We start from the raw sequence: 16,802 nt of genomic DNA, 5'->3' as shown, positions 1-16,802 counted from the left end.
CCCCGGACACCGGAGCCACGGAGGAGGCCGGGGACGCCAGGTGACCCGCCGGACAACGGCGCAGGCCCTCACGGCCTGACGCGGCGGTGAGGGCCTCGGCACGTCCGGGCGGGCGTCAGCCGGAGCGGTGTCCGCCCACCTGGCGGGCCTGCTCGCGGGCCTGGTCGGCGGTGGCGGCGGCCGCCTCCGACGCGCTGTCCTTGACCTGCTGGACGGCCTGCCCGGCCAGCTCCCTGGCGTCCTGGCCGAGCTGCTGCGCCGACTCGCGGCCGGCTTCCACGACCGGCTCCAGCACGTCGCCGACCTGCTCGCGGAGCTGGCCGACGGCCTGCTCCTCCGCCTCGGTGGCGGGGATGAGCGTGGCGGCCAGCAGACCGGCGCCGAAGGCGATCAGCCCGGCCGCCAGGGGGTTGCCCTGGGTGCCCCGCCTGGCCTGCTCCGGCGCGGCCCGTACGGTCTCGGCGGCCACGTGGGCGCCGTGCCGCACGGTGCCGGCCGCCTGGTGGGCGCCCTCCAGCACCGCGTGGCCGGCCTGGTGCGCCCCCTCGCCCACCGAGCCGGCGGTGGCGGCGACGCCGTGCCGCGCCCGTCCGGCGGCATGGGACGCGCCATGGGAGGGGGTTCCCATCACCCGCTCCCGCAACGATCGCGCCGCCTCCCGCACCCGTTCGGTACGGCGGCGCGCGATCCGCGCCGGGCTCGTCCGGTCGGCCAGCCGGTCCACGTCGGCCGCGAGTTCGGCCCTCGTGGCGGCGATCTCGTTTCTCACTTCCTCAGGTCGCGTGCCCATTGCGCGTCCTCCTTGAGCGTCTCGATGGTCTGCTCGGGTCTGGGGTTGATCTCGCGCAGCCGGTTGCGCCCGTTGACGTACAGCACTCCGCCGATGACCGCCCAGACGACCGCGAGAACGAGCGCGGCCCAGCCCAGGCCCATCATCTCGCCCAGGCCGAACATGACGGCCAGGGTCACCAGCAGCGCGATCATGTAACCGGCGAAGCCGGCGCCGCCGAGCATCCCGGCCGCCTTGCCCGCCTTGGTCGCCTCCTGGCGGAGCTCGATCTTGGCCAGCTCCACCTCCTGGCGGAACAGTTTGGAGATGTCCTCGCCGATCTCGCCGACCAGCTGGCCGAGCGTCGGTTCCTCGGGCTGCGCGGTCATGGCAGGTCACTCCCGGCGCCGTAGGCGGGCGCCGCGGGAGCGGCCGGGGCGGCCGGTGGCGTGGTGAGCGGCGGCACGGGGCGGGTGTCGTCCTGCCCGAGGGGGTCGCCGAGCGGCCGGTGCAGCGGTTGCGGCGGCGCCGTGCCGGGTTGCGCGACGCTCGGCAGGGTGGGGTCGGCGGGCGGCGGCGGGACCGCGGGCTGGGAGGCCGTCCCTGAGCTGTCGCCGGAGGCCTTGATGACGCGGCCCACCAGGAAGCCCGCGGCCAGGGCGCCGGCCAGGAACGCGGCCGGGCGGCGGCGGGCGAAGCTCTGCACCTCGCCGACGACCCCGGCCAGGCCGTGCCTGTCGAGGTAGTCGGCCGCACGCCGGCCCTGGTCGGCGGCCTGGCGTACGACGTTGGTCACCGGCGAGTCGGGCTTGGCCTGCTCGTGCATGGCCGACAGGTCCTCCGACCACTCCCGCAGGCTCTGCGCGGCACGCCGGCTCTGCTGCTCGGACTGGGCGCGCACCCGGTCGCGCAGCTCGTCGACGGCGTTCCTGGCCTGGGCCCTGGCCTCGCCGGCCACCTGGACGCCGGCCTCCTTGGCGGTCCCGGCGACCTCCTGCGCGGCGGCCTTGCCCTGATGGAGCGTTCCCTCCCGGCCGGTCCCCGTCGGGTATTCACTCATGGGTGCCCTCCTCGTGGGATTGATGCCGCCTGTGGCTACCCGGACGGCCTCCGCCAAACCAGGAACACCCCAACGCAGGGCAAAGAACGTGAAAAGGGGATCGGCGTCCCGCGCTGCTCCCGAAGCGCTCCGAGCGTGTTCGCGCGCGGTCGCGAACCGCCCTGAAGTGCGACTATTCGCGTTATACGGCTGAGCATGGGTAGGGAGGCGCCAGACCTGGTCAATCCGTTGTGGCCCTTCCTAAGGAACCAAGCATGAACGAGTCGCACCCGCTCAAGTCCGCCGTGGAGAAGGTCGTCGGCGCCGTCACCGACCACGACGCCGTGCAGGCGGCCGAGATCCCCGGCGTGCCCAACAGCCTGCCGCCCCAGCTTGAGGAGCCGACCGAGCCGCGGGAACCGCTGCCGCCCAAGCCGGACCAGACCGGGCCCGAGACCGTCTCGCCCACCGGGCAGCCGACCGGCGCCTCGCAGGACCAGATGGCGCAGGGTGGCGAGTACCTGACCACCGCCCAGGGGGTGCGGCTGCGCGACACCGACCACTCGCTGAAGGCCGGCCCGCGCGGCCCGGTGCTGCTGCAGGACCACCACCTGCGCGAGAAGGTCATGCACTTCGACCACGAGCGCATCCCCGAGCGGGTGGTGCACGCCCGCGGCGCCGCCGCCCACGGCGTGTTCCAGGCGTACGGCACCGCCTCGAACATCACCAAGGCGGCCTTCCTCGCCGAGGGCGTCAGGACCCAGGTCTTCGTCCGCTTCTCCACCGTGCTCGGCTCGCGCGGCTCGGCCGACACCGTCCGCGACACCCGCGGCTTCGCCACCAAGTTCTACACCGCCGAGGGCGTGTTCGACCTGGTCGGCAACAACATCCCGGTCTTCTTCATCCAGGACGGCATCAAGTTCCCCGACGTCATCCACGCCGGCAAGCCGCATCCCGACCGGGAGATCCCGCAGGCGCAGAGCGCGCACGACACGTTCTGGGACTTCGTCTCCCTGCACACCGAGGCCACCTTCCACACGATGTGGAACATGTCCGACCGCGGCATCCCGCGCTCGTTCCGCATGATGGAAGGCTTCGGCGTGCACACCTTCCGCCTGGTCAACGCGGCGGGGGAGACGACGCTGGCCAAGTGGCACTGGAAGCCCAAGCTCGGCGTGCACTCGCTGACCTGGGAGGAGGCCCAGATCGCCGGCGGCGTCGACCCCGACTTCCACCGGCGCGACCTCGCCGACGCCATCGAGGCCGGCGCGCACCCGCAGTGGGAGCTGGGCATCCAGGTCTTCCCGGACACGCCGGAGCAGATGTTCGAGGGCATCGACCTGCTGGACCCGACGAAGATCGTGCCCGAGGAGCTGGCCCCCGTCCACCCGGTCGGCCTGATGACGCTCAACGCCAACCCGTCGAACTTCTTCGCCGAGACCGAGCAGGTCGCCTTCCACGTCGGGCACCTCGTGCCGGGCATCGACATCACCGACGACCCGCTGCTGGCGGCGCGGCTGTTCTCCTACCTCGACACGCAGATCACCCGCCTGGGCGGCCCGAACTTCGCACAGATCCCCATCAACCGGCCGCACGCGCCGGTCAACGACATGCTGCGCGACGGCTTCCACCAGACGGCCGTCCACCGCGGGGTGGCCCCGTACCGGCCGAACTCCCTGGACGGCGGCTGCCCCTTCCAGGCCGGCGCCGAGCAGGGCGCCTACGTCGAGGTGCCGCTGGAGGTCGCCGGACGCAAGGTGCGCGAGGCGCCCGCGACCTTCTCCGACCACTACAGCCAGCCGCGGCTGTTCTGGCTGAGCCTGTCCCCGGTCGAGCGCGAGCACCTGATCAGCGCCTACACCTTCGAGCTGGGCAAGTGTTACGAGCAGGCGGTCAAGGAACGCCAGCTCCGGGTGCTGGCCAACATCGACCCGGTCCTGTGCCGGGAGGTCGCCGACGGCCTCGGGCTGCCCGCCCCCGAGCCCACCGTGCCGCTCGCCGACCCGGCGCCGAGCCCGGCGCTGTCGCAGGTCGGCCGGGAGTGGCCGCTGGACGGCCGGATCATCGGCATCGTCGCGGACGAGACCAGCGACCTCGGCGTCGTGGGCGCCGTCCGCCAGGCCGTGCTCGACGGCGGGATGACGCCGCTCGTCATCGCGCCCAAGGGCGGCATGCTGGGCGGCACGCTGGCCGTCCAGCGCACCTTCGCCACGGCCCGCTCCGTCGAGTTCGACGCCGTGCTGCTGGCCGGGGCGCCCGCCCCGGGCGACGACGCGTACGGCGCCCGCGACGCCAAGGCCGGCGACGGCGGCACCCCGGTCGACCCGCGCGTGCTGCTCCTGGTCGGCGAGGCGTACCGGCACGCCAAGGCGGTGGGCGGCTGGGGCACGGCCGCGCAGGCGCTGCAGGCCGCGGGGATCCCCGCGCAGGCGCCGGGCGTCGTCACCGGCCAGGACGGCGAGGGGGTGCTGCGCGACGTGCTCGCCCTGCTGCCCCTGCACCGGGTCTGGGACCGCTTCCGCGTGCACCCCGACGTGGCCTGAGCCAGCAGAACCGCCCTCCCATCGCGCGCCGCGACGCCATGTCGCGGCGCGCGACGCGTGTTCGGGCCGAGCGCGATGCCGCCGCCCTGGCCGCCCTCGCGGCCCGCGGGAAATCCGGGTGCGGGCGGCGGGCGGGGTGGTGTGTGATCGGGGGATGACGATCGAGACGGGCAGGCCGGGGATCGACGGGCTCGGCGACGTGGTGCGGCTGCTGGGGGAGTGGCAGCGCGAAGGAGAGCCCGTGCAACTGCATCCGGGCGACCTGGGATGGTTCTGGCGGTTCGGCCCGGGACGCACGGCGGCGGCCACCCTGACCTGGAGCCGGGCCGGGCAGGTCGTCGCGGCCGGGCTGCTGGACGGCGCCGACCTGCTGCGGCTGGCGTTCGCGCCGGGGGCGTCGCAGGACGAGGAGCTGGCCCGCCGGGTGGCCGGCGACGTGTCGGAGCCCGGACGCGGGGTGCTGCCCGAGGGGCGGGCGTACGTCGAGTCGCCGCCGGGCGCGCTGGTGCGGGACCTGTTGCTGAAGGACGGCTGGGCGGCCGACGACCCGTGGACGGTCCTCGGGCGCGACCTCGGCGCGCCCGTCCCGGATCCCGGCGTGCACGTCGAGGCGGTGGGGCCGGAGCAGGCGCCCGAGTGGGCCGCCGTCATCCGGGCGTCGTTCGACGGCTCGACCTTCACCGAGGAGCGCTGGCACGCGATGGCGGCGGGCGTCCCGTACGCCGGCGCGCGGTGCCTGCTCGCCCGCGACGACCAGGGCGCGGCGGTGGCGGCCGTGGCGGTGTGGTCGGCCGGTGCGGGCAGGCCGGGGCTGATCGAGCCGATGGGGGTGCACCGGGACCACCGGGGGCGCGGGCACGGCCGGGCGATCACGGTCGCCGCGGCGCGCGCGCTGCGGGAGGCCGGCTCGTCCAGCGTGCTCGTGTGCTGCCCGAGCTCCAACGCCGGTGCCGTCGCCACCTACCGGTCGGCCGGCCTCGAACGGCTGACGGAGAGACACGACGTGTCCCGCCACCCCTCCTGAGGCGTCCCGCGCGGCGGTCAGGCGGTGTGCAGGGTGCGGAAGTGCGCCGGGTTCGCCGGGTCGCGGTCGGCGACCTGGATCGGGGGCCAGGCCCACTGCCAGACGCCGATGCCCGGCGCGCGGGAGAACCGGATCGGCCCCCGGGTGCCCTCGACCGCGACGTGCGGCCAGGATCCGGCGACGGCCGCCCGGTCCACGCCGTGCGACCGCAGCGCCTCGGCCACCACGGTGACCGTGTCGTAGCCCTCGAAGGCGACGAACGACGGCGTCGCGGCCAGCCGCTCGCCAAGGGCCGCCGCCACCCGTACGCCCAGAGGGCTCAGGCTCTCGGGCAGGTAGCGCAGGAACGGGATCGCGGCGCCGTCGTCGCCCAGCGACTCGGCCCACCCCGGGAACTCCGGCTGTCCGGCCGGCGCGCCGATCAGGGTCCCGGCCAGGCGCCGGTCGCGGCGCACGGCCCGCACGATCGGCACCGCCGGCTCCGGGTGGCCCACCAGGAGAAGCAGCGCCGTCGCGCCGTCGCGGGCGAGTTCGTCGCACACGGCCGCGGGGGTGAGCGCGGTCATGTCCAGCTCGGTGACCGTGCCGCCGCGCGCGGTGAGGCGGTCGCGCAGGACGCCGAGCCCCGACGCCCAGTAGACGCTCGGCTGCGTGGCCACCGCGACGCGCTCGTGGCCCGCGCCCAGAAGGAAGTCGGCGAAGATCCGCCACCCGCGCGACTGCGCGGGGGCCAGGCGCGCGACCCACGTCGCGGGCTGTTCGGTGAGCGCGTCGAGGACCGCCGAGGAGCAGAGGAACGGCAGGCCGACGGCCTCGGCGCGGGCGGCGGAGGCACGGGCGACCACGCTGTGGTACTCGCCGGTCAGCGCGGCCACCCCGAGCCGGGCCAGCTCGTCCACGGCCGCCGCCGCCTTCCGCGGATCGGCGGCGGTGTCCCGGACCACCAGCTCCAGCGGCCGGCCGCCGATGCCGCCGGCGTCGTTGACGTCCCGGACGGCCAGCTCCAGCCCGGCCAGCAGGTGGCGGCCCGCCTCGACCCAGCCGGGCGGGGTGAGCGGGACGAGCGCGCCGATCCGGACGGACGGCCCGCCGGCCCGCCCGGCCCCCGGCTGTGACGACGGCGTGCTCATGCGCATGATCTCCCTGGACGTGATGATCCGATGGCCCAGTATGCCGGGATCGCGGCGTCGCGACGGCGCCGGGTCCGGGGTGCGGGCCGTCCCCGGCCGGAGTACGGCGATCTTGAACCGCCCGACGCGCGTGGCGTCGTCCTTCCGCGGTGACTCTCCGTTATTTTGCGAGATGGACGAGGGGGATCCGTAGTGACTGATTCGCGTGGGACCGTGTCCCGCAGGTTGTTCGTCAGCGGCATGTTCGCCGCCCTGGGCGCCGTTCCGTCGGCCGCCGCCGGCGCGTCCGCGGGGCCGTCGGCGGGGAGGGCCGCCGAGACGGCCGGCAGGAGGGTGCTGCGGGCCGCGCCCGCCACCGTGTCCCTCGGCGGACGGACGGTGTCCACCTGGGCCTACGACGGCCTGCTGCCCGGCCCGACCATCCGGGCCACGGCCGGCGGCACCGTACGGGCCAGGCTCGTCAACGACCTGCCCGCGCCGACCACCGTGCACTGGCACGGCATCAGGATCGCCGCCGACATGGACGGCGCGCCCGGCCTCTCGCAGCGGCCGACCCGGCCCGGCGGGACGTTCGACTACGTGTTCACCGTCCCCGACCCGGGCACCTACTTCTACCACTCCCACGTGGGCATGCAGAGCGACCGCGGCCTGTACGGCCCGCTGATCGTGGAGGACCCGTACGAGCCGCTCGGGTACGACCAGGAGTTCACGGTCGTCCTCGACGACTGGCAGGACGGCGTCAACGGCACGCCCGACGACACGCTGCGCGCGCTGAACACCACCCCGCACGACGACACCCTGAGCAGCCACGTCCTCGGCGGCACGTCCGGGCACGCCCGCTACCCGTACTACCTGGTCAACGGCCGTACCGCCGACGAGCCCACCATCTTCATGAGCCGTCCCCGCGTGCGCGCCAGGTTCCGGGTGATCAACGCGGCCGCCGACACCGCCTTCCGGGTGGCGCTCGGCGGCCACCGCCTGACCATCACCCACACCGACGGTTTCCCGGTCAAGCCGGTCACCGTGGACACGGTCGTGATCGGCATGGGGGAGCGCTACGACTTCGTCGTCACGCTCGACGCGGGGGCGTTCCCGCTGATGGCGATGGCGGAGGGCAAGGCCGGGCGGGCGTTCGCGGTGGTGCGCACCTCGCCCAGCGCCCGTACGCCGTCACCGGACGGCGCCGTGCCGGAGCTCCAGCGGCGGCAGCTCGCCTACCAGGACCTCCAGGCGCGCCGCCGCGACCAGCTGCGCCCGCCGTCCAGGACGGTCACCGTCACGCTCGGCTGGCGTCAGGGCACCTCGGGCAGCGAGTGGCCGCTCAACGGGCACCTCGCCGACGACCCGCTGCGCCTGCGGGTCGACCGGGGCGAGACGATCAGGATCGTCATGCACAACGACACGCACATGTGGCACCCGATGCACCTGCACGGCCACACCTTCCAGGTCCGGACCACCGAGCGCGGCGGGCCGCGGAAGGACACCGTGAACGTCATGCCGTACAAGCGGATCAGCATCGACGTGCACGCCGACAACCCCGGCGAGTGGATGTTCCACTGCCACAACCTCTACCACCAGGAGCAGGGCATGATGGGCCTGCTCGGCTACGGCAAGCCCCCGAAGCGCCGGCACGTCATGAGCCACTGAATGAGCCACTGGATGAGCCGCTGACCGGCGTCCGCGCGGTCGTGTGCAGGTAACCGGCGGCGGCGGCCAGCAGCGAGGTCCCCCAGAGCAGGAAGACCGGGTAGGTCCCGGCGAATCCCCAGCTCCCGTCCAGGACCTCGGCGCCGCCGCCGGGCGCGCACCCGCGGGTGACGCCGAACGCGAGGCAGCTCGTCATCATCGCGCCGTACTGGCCGACCAGCATGCCCACGGCCGCCGCCGGGACCGCCGCGAGCGCGCGCGGCACCCGCCGTCCTCCCGCCAGGGGCACCCAGCGCGGGACGATCTGTCCCCATGGGGCGATCAGTCCCAGGGTGAGCAGGCCCCCGGCCACCGGCCCGGCGACGAGCAGCGCCCAGAACACCGCCGAGCCGCCCAGCCCGGCCAGGCCCGCGCGGGAGCCCTCCGCCACACCCAGCGGCAGGCCCAGCCCCCACAGCAGGTGCGGCACCGAGAAGCCCAGCATCGGCAGGACGGCCGCCGTCCAGGTCGCCGCCCTGGCCCAGCGGGCGGGCCGGACCGTCCCGTCGGCCCGCCGCCGGTGCGGCCGCGCGGCGGTACGCGTCCCGAAGCGGACGGCCGCCAGCGCCAGCAGCACCCCCAGCGCGGCGAACAGCGACTGCCGGGCCAGCGCGGGGTCGTCGAACTTGCCGAACGCCAGCCGCATGACCAGGTTCCCCGGCGCCACCAGCACGAGCGCGGCCGCCGCCGTCCAGCCCGCGGCCAGCAGCGCGGGCCGTGTGAGTGATCTCATGGCCGCCCACGGTAGGCCGCGCGGCCCGCCGGCGATCTCCCTCCCGAGGGGGAACCGCCTCCCCTTCGCGGGCCAGCGCCCGGCGGATCAGCCGGCGCCCTGCGGCGGGGCGCCGGACGCGCGCAGGCGCTCGCTGTTCTCCTGGAGCTCGTCGATCAACCGGGACGCCTCGGCCTTGCTCAGCCCGCCGGGCACCTCCCTGCCCGCCTCCCTGGCCAGGGTGTGCAGGTAGGACTCCTGCGGGCCGGTCATGGGCTCGTCGCCGGTCGTCCACTCGTCGGGGTCCTTCTCCACCGGTCCGTGACTCATGCTGACTCTCCTCGAACTCACGTTCTCCTGGGTCAGCACGCCATGCCCGAAGAAGCACGCCGCAAACGCGAGGCCGCCCGCCGACGGCGGGGTCCGCCGGTGGTTCCGGCGGCCCTGTCCGGGCACTCACCCTGACCGCGCGGCGGAAATGCCCGGGTCCGGGAAGTTCCTGCCATACTGGCGGGCGTGATGCGCAGGGTCGCGGCCGTGGTCGGGGACATGGTCGCCGCGTTCGAGCTCGGGATCGTCTGCCAGGTGTTCGGGCTGGACCGCACCGACGACGGGCTGCCCGCGCACGACTTCGCGGTCTGCGCGGCCGAGCCCGGCGCCATCCCCACGACCTCGGGGTTCGCCGTCCACGTCGAGCACGGGCTCGACCGGCTCGCCGAGGCGGACCTGGTGGCCGTCCCGGCCTGGCCGCGGCTCGACGCGCCCGTCCCCGCCGCCCTGCTGGCGGCGCTGCGGGAGGCGGTCGGGCGCGGCGCCAGGGTGCTGACCGTCTGCACCGGCGCGTTCCTGCCGGCCGCCGCCGGGCTGCTCGACGGCCGGCGCGCCACCACCCACTGGCAGTTCGCCGACCTGCTCGCCCGCCGCCATCCGCGGATCACCGTCGAGCCCGGCGTCCTGTACGTCGAGGACGGCCCCGTGCTCAGCAGCGCCGGAGCCGCGGCCGGGATCGACGCCTGCCTGCACCTCATCCGGCTGGAGTACGGGGCCGCCACGGCCAACGCCCTGGCCCGGCGCCTGGTCGTACCGGCCCATCGCGCCGGTGGGCAGGCCCAGTACGTCGAGGCGCCCATGCCGCCGCGGCGCACCCCGTACGAACTGGCGGAGCTGCTCGACTGGATCCAGGAGCACCTGGACCGGCCGCTGACGGTGGAGGCGCTCGCGACGCGCGCGGCCATGTCGCCGCGCACGTTCGCCCGGCGGTTCAAGGACCTGACGGGCACCACCCCGCACCGCTGGCTGCTCGAACGCCGCCTCCAGCTGGCCGAGGAGCTGCTGGAGACCACCGATCTGAGCGTGGAGGCCGTGGCCGTCCGAGCCGGGTTCGGCGGCGCCGACACCCTGCGCCACCACTTCGCCGCCCGGCGCGGCGTCGCCCCCGCCGCCTACCGCCGCGCCTTCCGCCGCCTTCCGTGACGCCGGGCCGCGCACCTCGGCGACGGCCCCTACGGCCGCGCCACGGGCCGGTCCGGCGTGCGGGCGGGGGAGAAGGGGCCGTTCAACGCCGCCCACTGCAGCAGCATGATCGTTTTGGCGTCGGCGATCTCGCCCCGCCGGATCAGGTCGAGGGCGTGGTCGAAGTCGAGCTCCACGACCTCGATGTCCTCGCCCTCCGCCGCGACCCCGCCGCCCGCCGAGGTGCGGGTCGCGGCGCTGTACGGCGCGGCGTAGAAGTGCAGGCGTTCGGTCACCGACCCCGGGCTCATGTAGACGGAGAAGACCAGCTCGACCTCGCCGACGGTGTGGCCGGTCTCCTCGGCGGCCTCGCGCCGGATCGCCTCCTCCGGCGCGTCGTCGTCCAGCAGCCCGGCCGCGGTCTCCAGGAGCATCCCGTCGGGGTGCCCGTTGACGTAGGCGGGGTAGCGGAACTGCCGGGTCAGCAGGACGGTGCGGCGGGCGGGGTCGTACAGCAGCACGGTGGCGCCGTTGCCGCGGTCGTAGGTCTCCCGCTGCTGGGTGCTCCAGCGGCCGTCGGCGTGCTGGTAGTCGAAGGTGGTGGTGCGCAGGACGTACCAGTTGCAGGCCAGCAGCCGCACGTCGCGCACCCGCACCCGGGGGTTGCCGGTCAGGTCGCGTCCCGCCTGGTCCAGGCCGGTACGGCCACGCCGGTCGGGCACGTCGAGGCCCGCGGTCACGCCGACCGTCCGCGCCCGGCGGACGCGCCCGCCGTGGGGAGGCGGCAGCCGGGCGGAACCGGCCTGTCCGCCGCTCTGCCCGCGCGGGCAGGAGCGGGCTGTCGTGCCGATCGTGCCGTCATGTCGCCCTTTCGTCAGGGGTGCCGGATCCCGGTCACCGAGTATGGCAGGAAATTCCCGTATATGAGCAGTACTGCCACTGCCTGGCGATCCCCCTCCCGCGCAGACTCGGACCATGACCGCAAGCGCGTACCCCCGTTCTCCGCTCGTGCCCTCCTTCCCGCTGCCCGGCCTGGGCAAGGAGCGTCACGCCGTCGCCGTTCCGGCGCCCGGTCGCGGACCGCAGCACTGGGCCGGCGCGCCGAGCGCCACGCTCGACGCCGACGGCACGTACGTCCTGGCCTACCGCGTACGCGCCGGCGGCGAGGACCACAACGCGGTGGCCCGCTCCACGGACGGCGAACGGTTCACCACGGTCGCCGTCCTGCCGCGCGGCCGCTTCGGCGCCGCGATGGTGGAACGCCCCGCCCTGGTACGCCTGCCGTCCGGCCGATGGCGGTTGTACGTCAGCTGCGCCACGCCGGGGACCAGGCACTGGTGGATCGGCGTCGTGGAGGCGGCGTCCCCGGAGGGCCTGGCCGGGGCGGACGTCCGGCCGGTGCTCACCGGCGACGCCCGGACCGGCGTCAAGGACCCGGTGATCCGGTACGACGGCACCGGATGGCGGGCCTGGATCTGCTGCCACCCGCTGGAGACGCCCGGCGCGGAGGACCGGATGAGCACCGCGTACGCCACCAGCCACGACGGGCTGAACTGGCGGCCGCGCGGCACCGTCCTCACCGGCCGCCCCGGCTCGTGGGACGCCCGCGGGGCCCGGCTGACCAGCGTCCTGCCCGACGGCCGGGCCTGCTACGACGGGCGCGCCTCGGCGGCGGAGAACTGGCGCGAACGCACCGGCCTCGCCACGCCCGCCGGCGCGGCCGGGGCCGGAGAAGCGCCGCTGCTGACGCCGGTGGACGGGCCGCCGGTGGCCGACGTCCGCTACCTCGACGTGCTCCCGCTCCCCGACGGCGCCCACCGCGTCTTCTACGAGGCCCGGCTCCCCGACGACAGCCACGAACTGCGCACCGAGCTCGTGACGTGACAGGCCCGGCCGCCGCCCCGGCGGCCGCTCTCTACAATGGCCGGGTGAATCTGGATCGGGCCGTGTGCGGCACGTGCTGAGCGCGGCGGGGCTGGGCGCGGAGGAGGAGGCCGCCTACCGGCTGCTGGTCAGGACCACCGAGGTGGAGTCCGACGCCCTGGCCGAGGAGCTGGGCGTGCCGGCCGAGGTGGCGCGGCAGGCGCTCGGCTCACTGCTGGCCAAGGGCCTGGCGCGCGCCGTCGCGGGCGAGCCCGGCCGGTTCACGGCGGTCGCCCCCGACGTCGCGCTCGCGGCCCGGCTGCACCGGCGGCAGGCCGAGGTCGACCGGGCGCGGCACGCCATGGAGCAGCTCACGGGGGAGTACCTGGCGCACGCCAGGCGGCGCGAGGCCGCGCAGCTCATCGAGGTGATCACCAGCCGGGCGGCGCTGCGCGAGCAGCTCCGGCTGCTCCAGGACGGCGCCCGGCACGAGGTGCTCAGCCTGTGCCGGGCCGGGCATGTGGCGATGAGCTCGCAGGAGAACGGCGAGGAGCTCGCGGCGCTGCGGCGCGGCGTCGGCTACCGCGTCATCTACGAAGGGGCGTTGCTGGAGGAACCCGGCATGCTGGTCAACCTCGCCGACGGCATCACGCTGGGGGAGCAGGCCCGCGCGCTGCCCGTCCTGCCGGTACGGATGATCATCGCGGACGGCGAGCTCGGCGTGCTCCCGCTCATCCAGCACACCGACGGCCTGACCCAGCTCACCGCCGCGCTGATCCGGCCCAGCAGCCTGCTCGACGCCCTCAAGGCCCTGTTCGAGAGCCTGTGGGAGCGGGCCACCCCGGTCAGCCTCACCAACCCGGGCAGCCCGCTCGACGCCGACCATCTCTACCTGCTGTCGCTGCTGGTCGCGGGCGTGCCGGACAAGTCGATCGCCACCCAGCTCAAGATCTCCCAGCGGACGGTGCAGCGCAGGATCGCCTACCTGATGGAGCGGGCGGGTGCGCAGACCCGGATGCAACTGGCCTGGCACGCCGCCCGCGAGAACTGGCTCTGACCGATCAGTAGGCCCTGATCACCGTCTGCTGGACCGTGTTGCCGGCCGAGTCGGTGGCGGTGACCCGCAGCGACGGGTGCGGGCGCAGCACGATCGCGTCGTAGCGGCCGCCGCCGAGCGGGATCACCGGCTGCCGCCGCCACGTCACGCCGTCGTCGTAGGACAGCTCCAGCTTCAGGTCCTTCGCGCGCGCCCCGGTCACGCCCTCCTGATGCCGTACGGCGAAGCCCACCAGACCGGGGCGCTCCGGGCGCACGTCATAGTCGACCTGCAGCAACGGCAGCACCCGGTCGCCCGGCTTGGAGCGGAACGTCCAGGCCGTCTCGGTGGCGGTGGCCGTGGTCCACTCCTCCGAGGTGCGCCTGGTGGACAGCTCCAGCCGGTAGGCGGCCTCCTGCGGCGCCGCGGGGAACGCGCCCCAGGCGGCGTCGCGCTCGGCCACCAGCGTGCCGTCGCGGAAGAACCGGGCCGAGGCGGTGTCGTTGTCGACGCCCGCGCGGGAGACGTGCCCGGAGGAGTCCACGAACTCGGGGACGCGGATCTCCATCGTGTCGCCCTCCCGGGTGGACGGCTTCAGCCAGCCGGGGATCGCCGGGCGGACCACCGGGGCGTGCCAGCTCTCGCTGATCCGCGCGCCGGGCTGGTAGGTGCGCGGCTGCTCGGTCATGCCGTCGAGCAGCCGGCCCATCTCGTCCCAGACGTACTGGTGGTTGACGAGGTGCTGCCAGTAGGAGCCGTCGGCGCTGACGTACTCGGTGCGGCGCAGCGGCGTCCTGACGATCCGCTGGGTCTCCATCTGCTGGCCCAGCGCGTACGACTGCCAGGGACGCCAGCCGAAGCGCTGCTCCTTGGCCCAGCCGAAGCCGCCGTTGTCGGCATAGGTCGTGGTGACCCGGGCGGTGTTGCCGTCGTTCACCTCATGCACGATCTTGTCCGGCACCCGGCCGTCGGAGACCTGCATGACGTCGTAGAGGTAGGGCGAGTCCATCTGCCCCGTGACCTCCAGCTTGGCGTTGCCCTTCTTCATCCGCTCCAGCATCCGCTGCCCGTCGTCGCTGGCGACCACCAGCGCCGGGATGGGCAGGTCGGCGCCGACCGGCTTCCAGCCGTGGCCGAACGCGTCGTCGGGGGAGAGCACCAGGATCACGGCGACCGCGCCCGCCTTGACCGCGGCCCCGGACGGGTCGGACCAGTCGATGTCGTCGCTGCGGATGACCGCGGCCTTGCCCTTGGACCCGGCGGCCCCGTCGGCGAGCCGCCACATGTGCCGCCCGTCCACGCCCGGCGACCGGCCCAGGAAGCCCATCGGGTACGGCTCGCCCGAGCCGGGCACGCGGGCGGTGAGCTTCGGCGCGACGAGCTGCCAGCGCGAGGCGAACTCGAACGAGCCGTCCCGCACGGGCTGGGTCGGCGAGACGTTGAGCCCCTCGATGACGTCGAAGTTCATGACGCCCTGGGAGATCTTGCGCGAGCCGAACGCGCGATAGGTGAAGTAGGTGTAGATGCCCACCTGTTCGGCGGGTTCCTTGGTCCTGATGGTCACCGGGGTGGTCTTGCGGAAGTCGAGCACCACGTCCAGGTCGCGGTCGACCTTGAGCTCGGGGATGACGACCATGCCGTCCCGCGGGTGGGTGCGGCCCCAGCCGCCGCCCAGGTTGAGCGACTGCGTCATGTAGGTGCCCTCGGACACCTCCACGGTCAGCCCTTCCTCGGGCAGCCAGGTGAACAGGTCGTCCTGCTGCGAGGCGCCGAACATCGACAGCGTGTCGGCGCCGGTCGGCCTGCCCGCGGCGTCGACGGCGGTGAAGCGGACCTTGTGCTGCGGTCCCTTCCAGGTCAGCGCCAGCGTGGTGTGCACCTGCTCCGTGCCCGCCGTGGCGGTGACCAGCCCGCCGTACCGGCCGAAGGAGAGCTCGGCCAGGTCCACCGTGACCTTGACGTCGGCGGTCCCGCCCGCCGGGACCGTCACGGACGCGGCGCTGAGCTCGGCCTTGTCCAGGGTGGCGGCCAGCTGCAGCGTGACCGGGGCGGCCGTGCCGTTGGCGTAGGTGATGGTGCCCTCGGCCGTGGCCGGGCCCTGGTCCTGCTGGTGCTTGCCGAGGTCGACCACGCCGGTCGCGGTCACGCCCTGGCGCACCGCGCGGGCCACGTCCAGGCGGCCGGCGCCGGCGTCGTCGATCTGCTGGCCGGGAATGGGCTTGGCCGAGCCGATCAGCGCGTCCTTGATCTGCCTGGCCGTCCAGGCGGGGTGGCGCTGCTTGACGATCGCGGCGGCCCCGGCCACGTGCGGCGTGGCCATCGAGGTGCCGGAGGCGGCCGTGTAACGCTCGTCCACCGGCTCGCCCATGCTGGTGCCCGCCGCGCGGGCCGCGACGATGGCCACGCCGGGCGCGGTCAGGTCGGGCTTGGGCGCGTCGTCCAGGCGCGGGCCGCGGCTGGAGAACTCCGCGAGCGCGTCCTTGCCGTCGACCGCGCCGACGGTCAGCGCCGAGGTCGCCGCGCCGGGCGTGCCGATGGAGTAGGACGCGCCGTCGTTGCCCGCCGCGACCACGAACAGGGCGCCGGTGCGCTCGGTGAGGGTGTTCACGGCCTCGCTGAGCGGGTCGGTGCCGTCGGTCGGGCTGCCGCCGAGGCTCATGCTGATCACCGACGCGCCTTCGGCGGCGGCCCACTCCATGCCCTCGATGACGCCGGACAGGGTGCCCGAGCCGTCGTCGCCGAGCACCTTGCCGACCATCAGCTCGGCGCCGGGGGCGACGCCCTTCCTGCCGTCGCCGCCGGCGATGGTGGCGGCGACGTGGGTGCCGTGCCCGTTGCCGTCCTGGACGCTCGGCTCGCCGGTGAACACCTTGCTCTGCTTGACGCGTCCGGCCAGGTCGGGGTGGGTGGCGTCGACGCCGGTGTCCAGCACGGCGACCTTGACGCCCTTGCCGTCGAACCCGGCCTGCCACGCCTCCGGCGCGCCCACCTGCGGGACGCTGTGGTCGAGGGTGGCCTTGACCTTGGCGTCCAGCCAGATCTTCGACACGCCCTGCGACAGCGTGGCCCGCTGCCCGTCGAGCGACTTCCACAACCCGCCGATCGTGCGTTTGTCGGCGGCGACCACCCGGCCGTTGACGCTCTCCAGCTCGGGCGCGGACGCGCTCTTCGGCGCGGCGCCGTCGTAGAGGAACAGCAGCGGCAGCTTGTCCGACCTGGCGTCGTCGTACCCCTGGGCGATCAGCCGGGTGACCGAGAACAGGGCCGGGTCCAGCCGCCTGGCCGCCAGGAGGGGGACGACGTCCTTGGGCAGGACGCGCAGCTCGCCGTTCTCCTCGGTGGTGCTGAACGCCATCCGCTCACGGCCGGGCCCCGGCTTCACCTCCACCGCCTGCCTGCCCGGCTCGGCCTGCCTGACGGTCACCACGTCCCCGGTGATCAGCGTGACGCGGTGGACGCTCCCGCCGGCGGGCTCGGCCGCGGCCGAGGCCGCCGATAACGGGGAGCTCAACAGGGCGGCGGTGGTGACTCCTGCCACCGTCACATGG

Annotated in this window: 14 protein-coding genes; 6 read left to right on the top strand and 8 right to left on the bottom strand. The window is 74.6% G+C overall.

The window, feature by feature from the left end:
• Nucleotides 1–115: 115 nt before the first annotated feature.
• From ACIBQ6_RS36545 to ACIBQ6_RS36535, 3 genes are read right to left on the bottom strand one after another with little or no spacing between them, the layout of a single operon-like run.
• On the bottom strand, nt 116–769 hold the full coding sequence (locus ACIBQ6_RS36545) for a DUF3618 domain-containing protein (protein WP_397217593.1): 654 nt from the start codon (nt 767–769) through the stop codon (nt 116–118).
• Nucleotides 766–1,158, bottom strand: coding sequence for a phage holin family protein (locus tag ACIBQ6_RS36540; RefSeq protein WP_397217591.1), 393 nt, complete (start codon nt 1,156–1,158; stop codon nt 766–768). Before ACIBQ6_RS36540 ends, ACIBQ6_RS36545 begins: the two co-directional genes overlap by 4 nt.
• The gene (locus ACIBQ6_RS36535) at nt 1,155–1,829 is read right to left on the bottom strand and encodes a hypothetical protein (protein WP_397217589.1); all 675 of its coding nucleotides are present in this window, start codon (nt 1,827–1,829) and stop codon (nt 1,155–1,157) included. Before ACIBQ6_RS36535 ends, ACIBQ6_RS36540 begins: the two co-directional genes overlap by 4 nt.
• Before the next feature lie 254 nt (nt 1,830–2,083).
• On the opposite strand from ACIBQ6_RS36535, the gene ACIBQ6_RS36530 reads away from it, so the two are divergent.
• Together ACIBQ6_RS36530 and ACIBQ6_RS36525 are read left to right on the top strand one after the other, a co-directional pair.
• A complete protein-coding gene (locus ACIBQ6_RS36530) occupies nt 2,084–4,351 on the top strand; it encodes a catalase (RefSeq protein WP_397217587.1) in 2,268 nt (755 codons plus the stop codon).
• A gap of 154 nt (nt 4,352–4,505) precedes the next feature.
• Nucleotides 4,506–5,375 (top strand): GNAT family N-acetyltransferase, encoded by an 870-nt coding sequence (locus ACIBQ6_RS36525; protein ID WP_397217585.1) that lies wholly within the window; start codon nt 4,506–4,508, stop codon nt 5,373–5,375.
• A gap of 17 nt (nt 5,376–5,392) precedes the next feature.
• Here the strand turns inward: ACIBQ6_RS36525 and ACIBQ6_RS36520 are convergent, their stop codons facing one another.
• Nucleotides 5,393–6,505, bottom strand: a complete 1,113-nt coding sequence (locus tag ACIBQ6_RS36520) for an ABC transporter substrate-binding protein (protein WP_397217583.1) — start codon at nt 6,503–6,505, stop codon at nt 5,393–5,395.
• A gap of 213 nt (nt 6,506–6,718) precedes the next feature.
• Between ACIBQ6_RS36520 and ACIBQ6_RS36515 the strand changes: the two genes are divergently transcribed.
• A complete protein-coding gene (locus ACIBQ6_RS36515; protein ID WP_397217581.1) occupies nt 6,719–8,152 on the top strand; it encodes a multicopper oxidase family protein in 1,434 nt (477 codons plus the stop codon).
• On the opposite strand, the gene ACIBQ6_RS36510 is transcribed toward ACIBQ6_RS36515, so the two are convergent.
• Together ACIBQ6_RS36510 and ACIBQ6_RS36505 are read right to left on the bottom strand one after the other, a co-directional pair.
• Nucleotides 8,139–8,924 (bottom strand): hypothetical protein, encoded by a 786-nt coding sequence (locus ACIBQ6_RS36510; protein WP_397217579.1) that lies wholly within the window; start codon nt 8,922–8,924, stop codon nt 8,139–8,141. The genes ACIBQ6_RS36515 and ACIBQ6_RS36510 overlap by 14 nt on opposite strands.
• An 87-nt stretch (nt 8,925–9,011) precedes the next feature.
• A complete protein-coding gene (locus tag ACIBQ6_RS36505; protein WP_397217577.1) occupies nt 9,012–9,233 on the bottom strand; it encodes a DUF3072 domain-containing protein in 222 nt (73 codons plus the stop codon).
• A 189-nt stretch (nt 9,234–9,422) separates the two neighbouring features.
• Here ACIBQ6_RS36505 and ACIBQ6_RS36500 point away from each other — a divergent pair, with 189 nt between their 5' ends.
• Nucleotides 9,423–10,376: a helix-turn-helix domain-containing protein gene (locus tag ACIBQ6_RS36500; RefSeq protein WP_358297294.1), complete on the top strand. Its 954-nt coding sequence runs from the start codon at nt 9,423–9,425 to the stop codon at nt 10,374–10,376.
• A gap of 29 nt (nt 10,377–10,405) precedes the next feature.
• Here the strand turns inward: ACIBQ6_RS36500 and ACIBQ6_RS36495 are convergent, their stop codons facing one another.
• Nucleotides 10,406–11,095, bottom strand: coding sequence for an NUDIX domain-containing protein (locus tag ACIBQ6_RS36495; RefSeq protein ID WP_397217575.1), 690 nt, complete (start codon nt 11,093–11,095; stop codon nt 10,406–10,408).
• A gap of 235 nt (nt 11,096–11,330) precedes the next feature.
• On the opposite strand from ACIBQ6_RS36495, the gene ACIBQ6_RS36490 reads away from it, so the two are divergent.
• Both ACIBQ6_RS36490 and ACIBQ6_RS36485 read left to right on the top strand, forming a co-directional pair.
• Nucleotides 11,331–12,239 carry a hypothetical protein gene (locus tag ACIBQ6_RS36490; protein ID WP_397217573.1) on the top strand — a complete coding sequence of 303 codons (909 nt, stop codon included), beginning with the start codon at nt 11,331–11,333 and terminating at the stop codon, nt 12,237–12,239.
• 64 nt (nt 12,240–12,303) lie between these two features.
• Nucleotides 12,304–13,275, top strand: a complete 972-nt coding sequence (locus tag ACIBQ6_RS36485; RefSeq protein WP_358296920.1) for a helix-turn-helix domain-containing protein — start codon at nt 12,304–12,306, stop codon at nt 13,273–13,275.
• Between the two features lie 4 nt (nt 13,276–13,279).
• Here ACIBQ6_RS36485 and ACIBQ6_RS36480 read toward each other — a convergent pair whose 3' ends face one another.
• Complete coding sequence (locus ACIBQ6_RS36480) at nt 13,280–16,765, bottom strand: S8 family peptidase (protein ID WP_397217571.1); 3,486 nt, start codon at nt 16,763–16,765, stop codon at nt 13,280–13,282.
• Nucleotides 16,766–16,802 lie beyond the last annotated feature (37 nt).

Origin of the sequence: Nonomuraea sp. NPDC049655 (genome assembly GCF_044465465.1) — a bacterium.
Taxonomy (GTDB): domain Bacteria; phylum Actinomycetota; class Actinomycetes; order Streptosporangiales; family Streptosporangiaceae; genus Nonomuraea.
This window is presented reverse-complemented; position numbering and strand designations above follow the sequence as displayed.

What these genes read in the sequence shown, in the direction of transcription:
- ACIBQ6_RS36540 (WP_397217591.1), bottom strand. Translation starts at nt 1,158, where the DNA reads ATGACCGCGCAGCCCGAGGAACCGACGCTCGGCCAGCTGGTCGGCGAG.
- ACIBQ6_RS36535 (WP_397217589.1), bottom strand. Translation starts at nt 1,829, where the DNA reads ATGAGTGAATACCCGACGGGGACCGGCCGGGAGGGAACGCTCCATCAG.
- ACIBQ6_RS36530 (WP_397217587.1), top strand. Translation starts at nt 2,084, where the DNA reads ATGAACGAGTCGCACCCGCTCAAGTCCGCCGTGGAGAAGGTCGTCGGC.
- ACIBQ6_RS36525 (WP_397217585.1), top strand. Translation starts at nt 4,506, where the DNA reads ATGACGATCGAGACGGGCAGGCCGGGGATCGACGGGCTCGGCGACGTG.
- ACIBQ6_RS36520 (WP_397217583.1), bottom strand. Translation starts at nt 6,505, where the DNA reads ATGAGCACGCCGTCGTCACAGCCGGGGGCCGGGCGGGCCGGCGGGCCG.
- ACIBQ6_RS36510 (WP_397217579.1), bottom strand. Translation starts at nt 8,924, where the DNA reads ATGAGATCACTCACACGGCCCGCGCTGCTGGCCGCGGGCTGGACGGCG.
- ACIBQ6_RS36505 (WP_397217577.1), bottom strand. Translation starts at nt 9,233, where the DNA reads ATGAGTCACGGACCGGTGGAGAAGGACCCCGACGAGTGGACGACCGGC.
- ACIBQ6_RS36500 (WP_358297294.1), top strand. Translation starts at nt 9,423, where the DNA reads ATGCGCAGGGTCGCGGCCGTGGTCGGGGACATGGTCGCCGCGTTCGAG.
- ACIBQ6_RS36490 (WP_397217573.1), top strand. Translation starts at nt 11,331, where the DNA reads ATGACCGCAAGCGCGTACCCCCGTTCTCCGCTCGTGCCCTCCTTCCCG.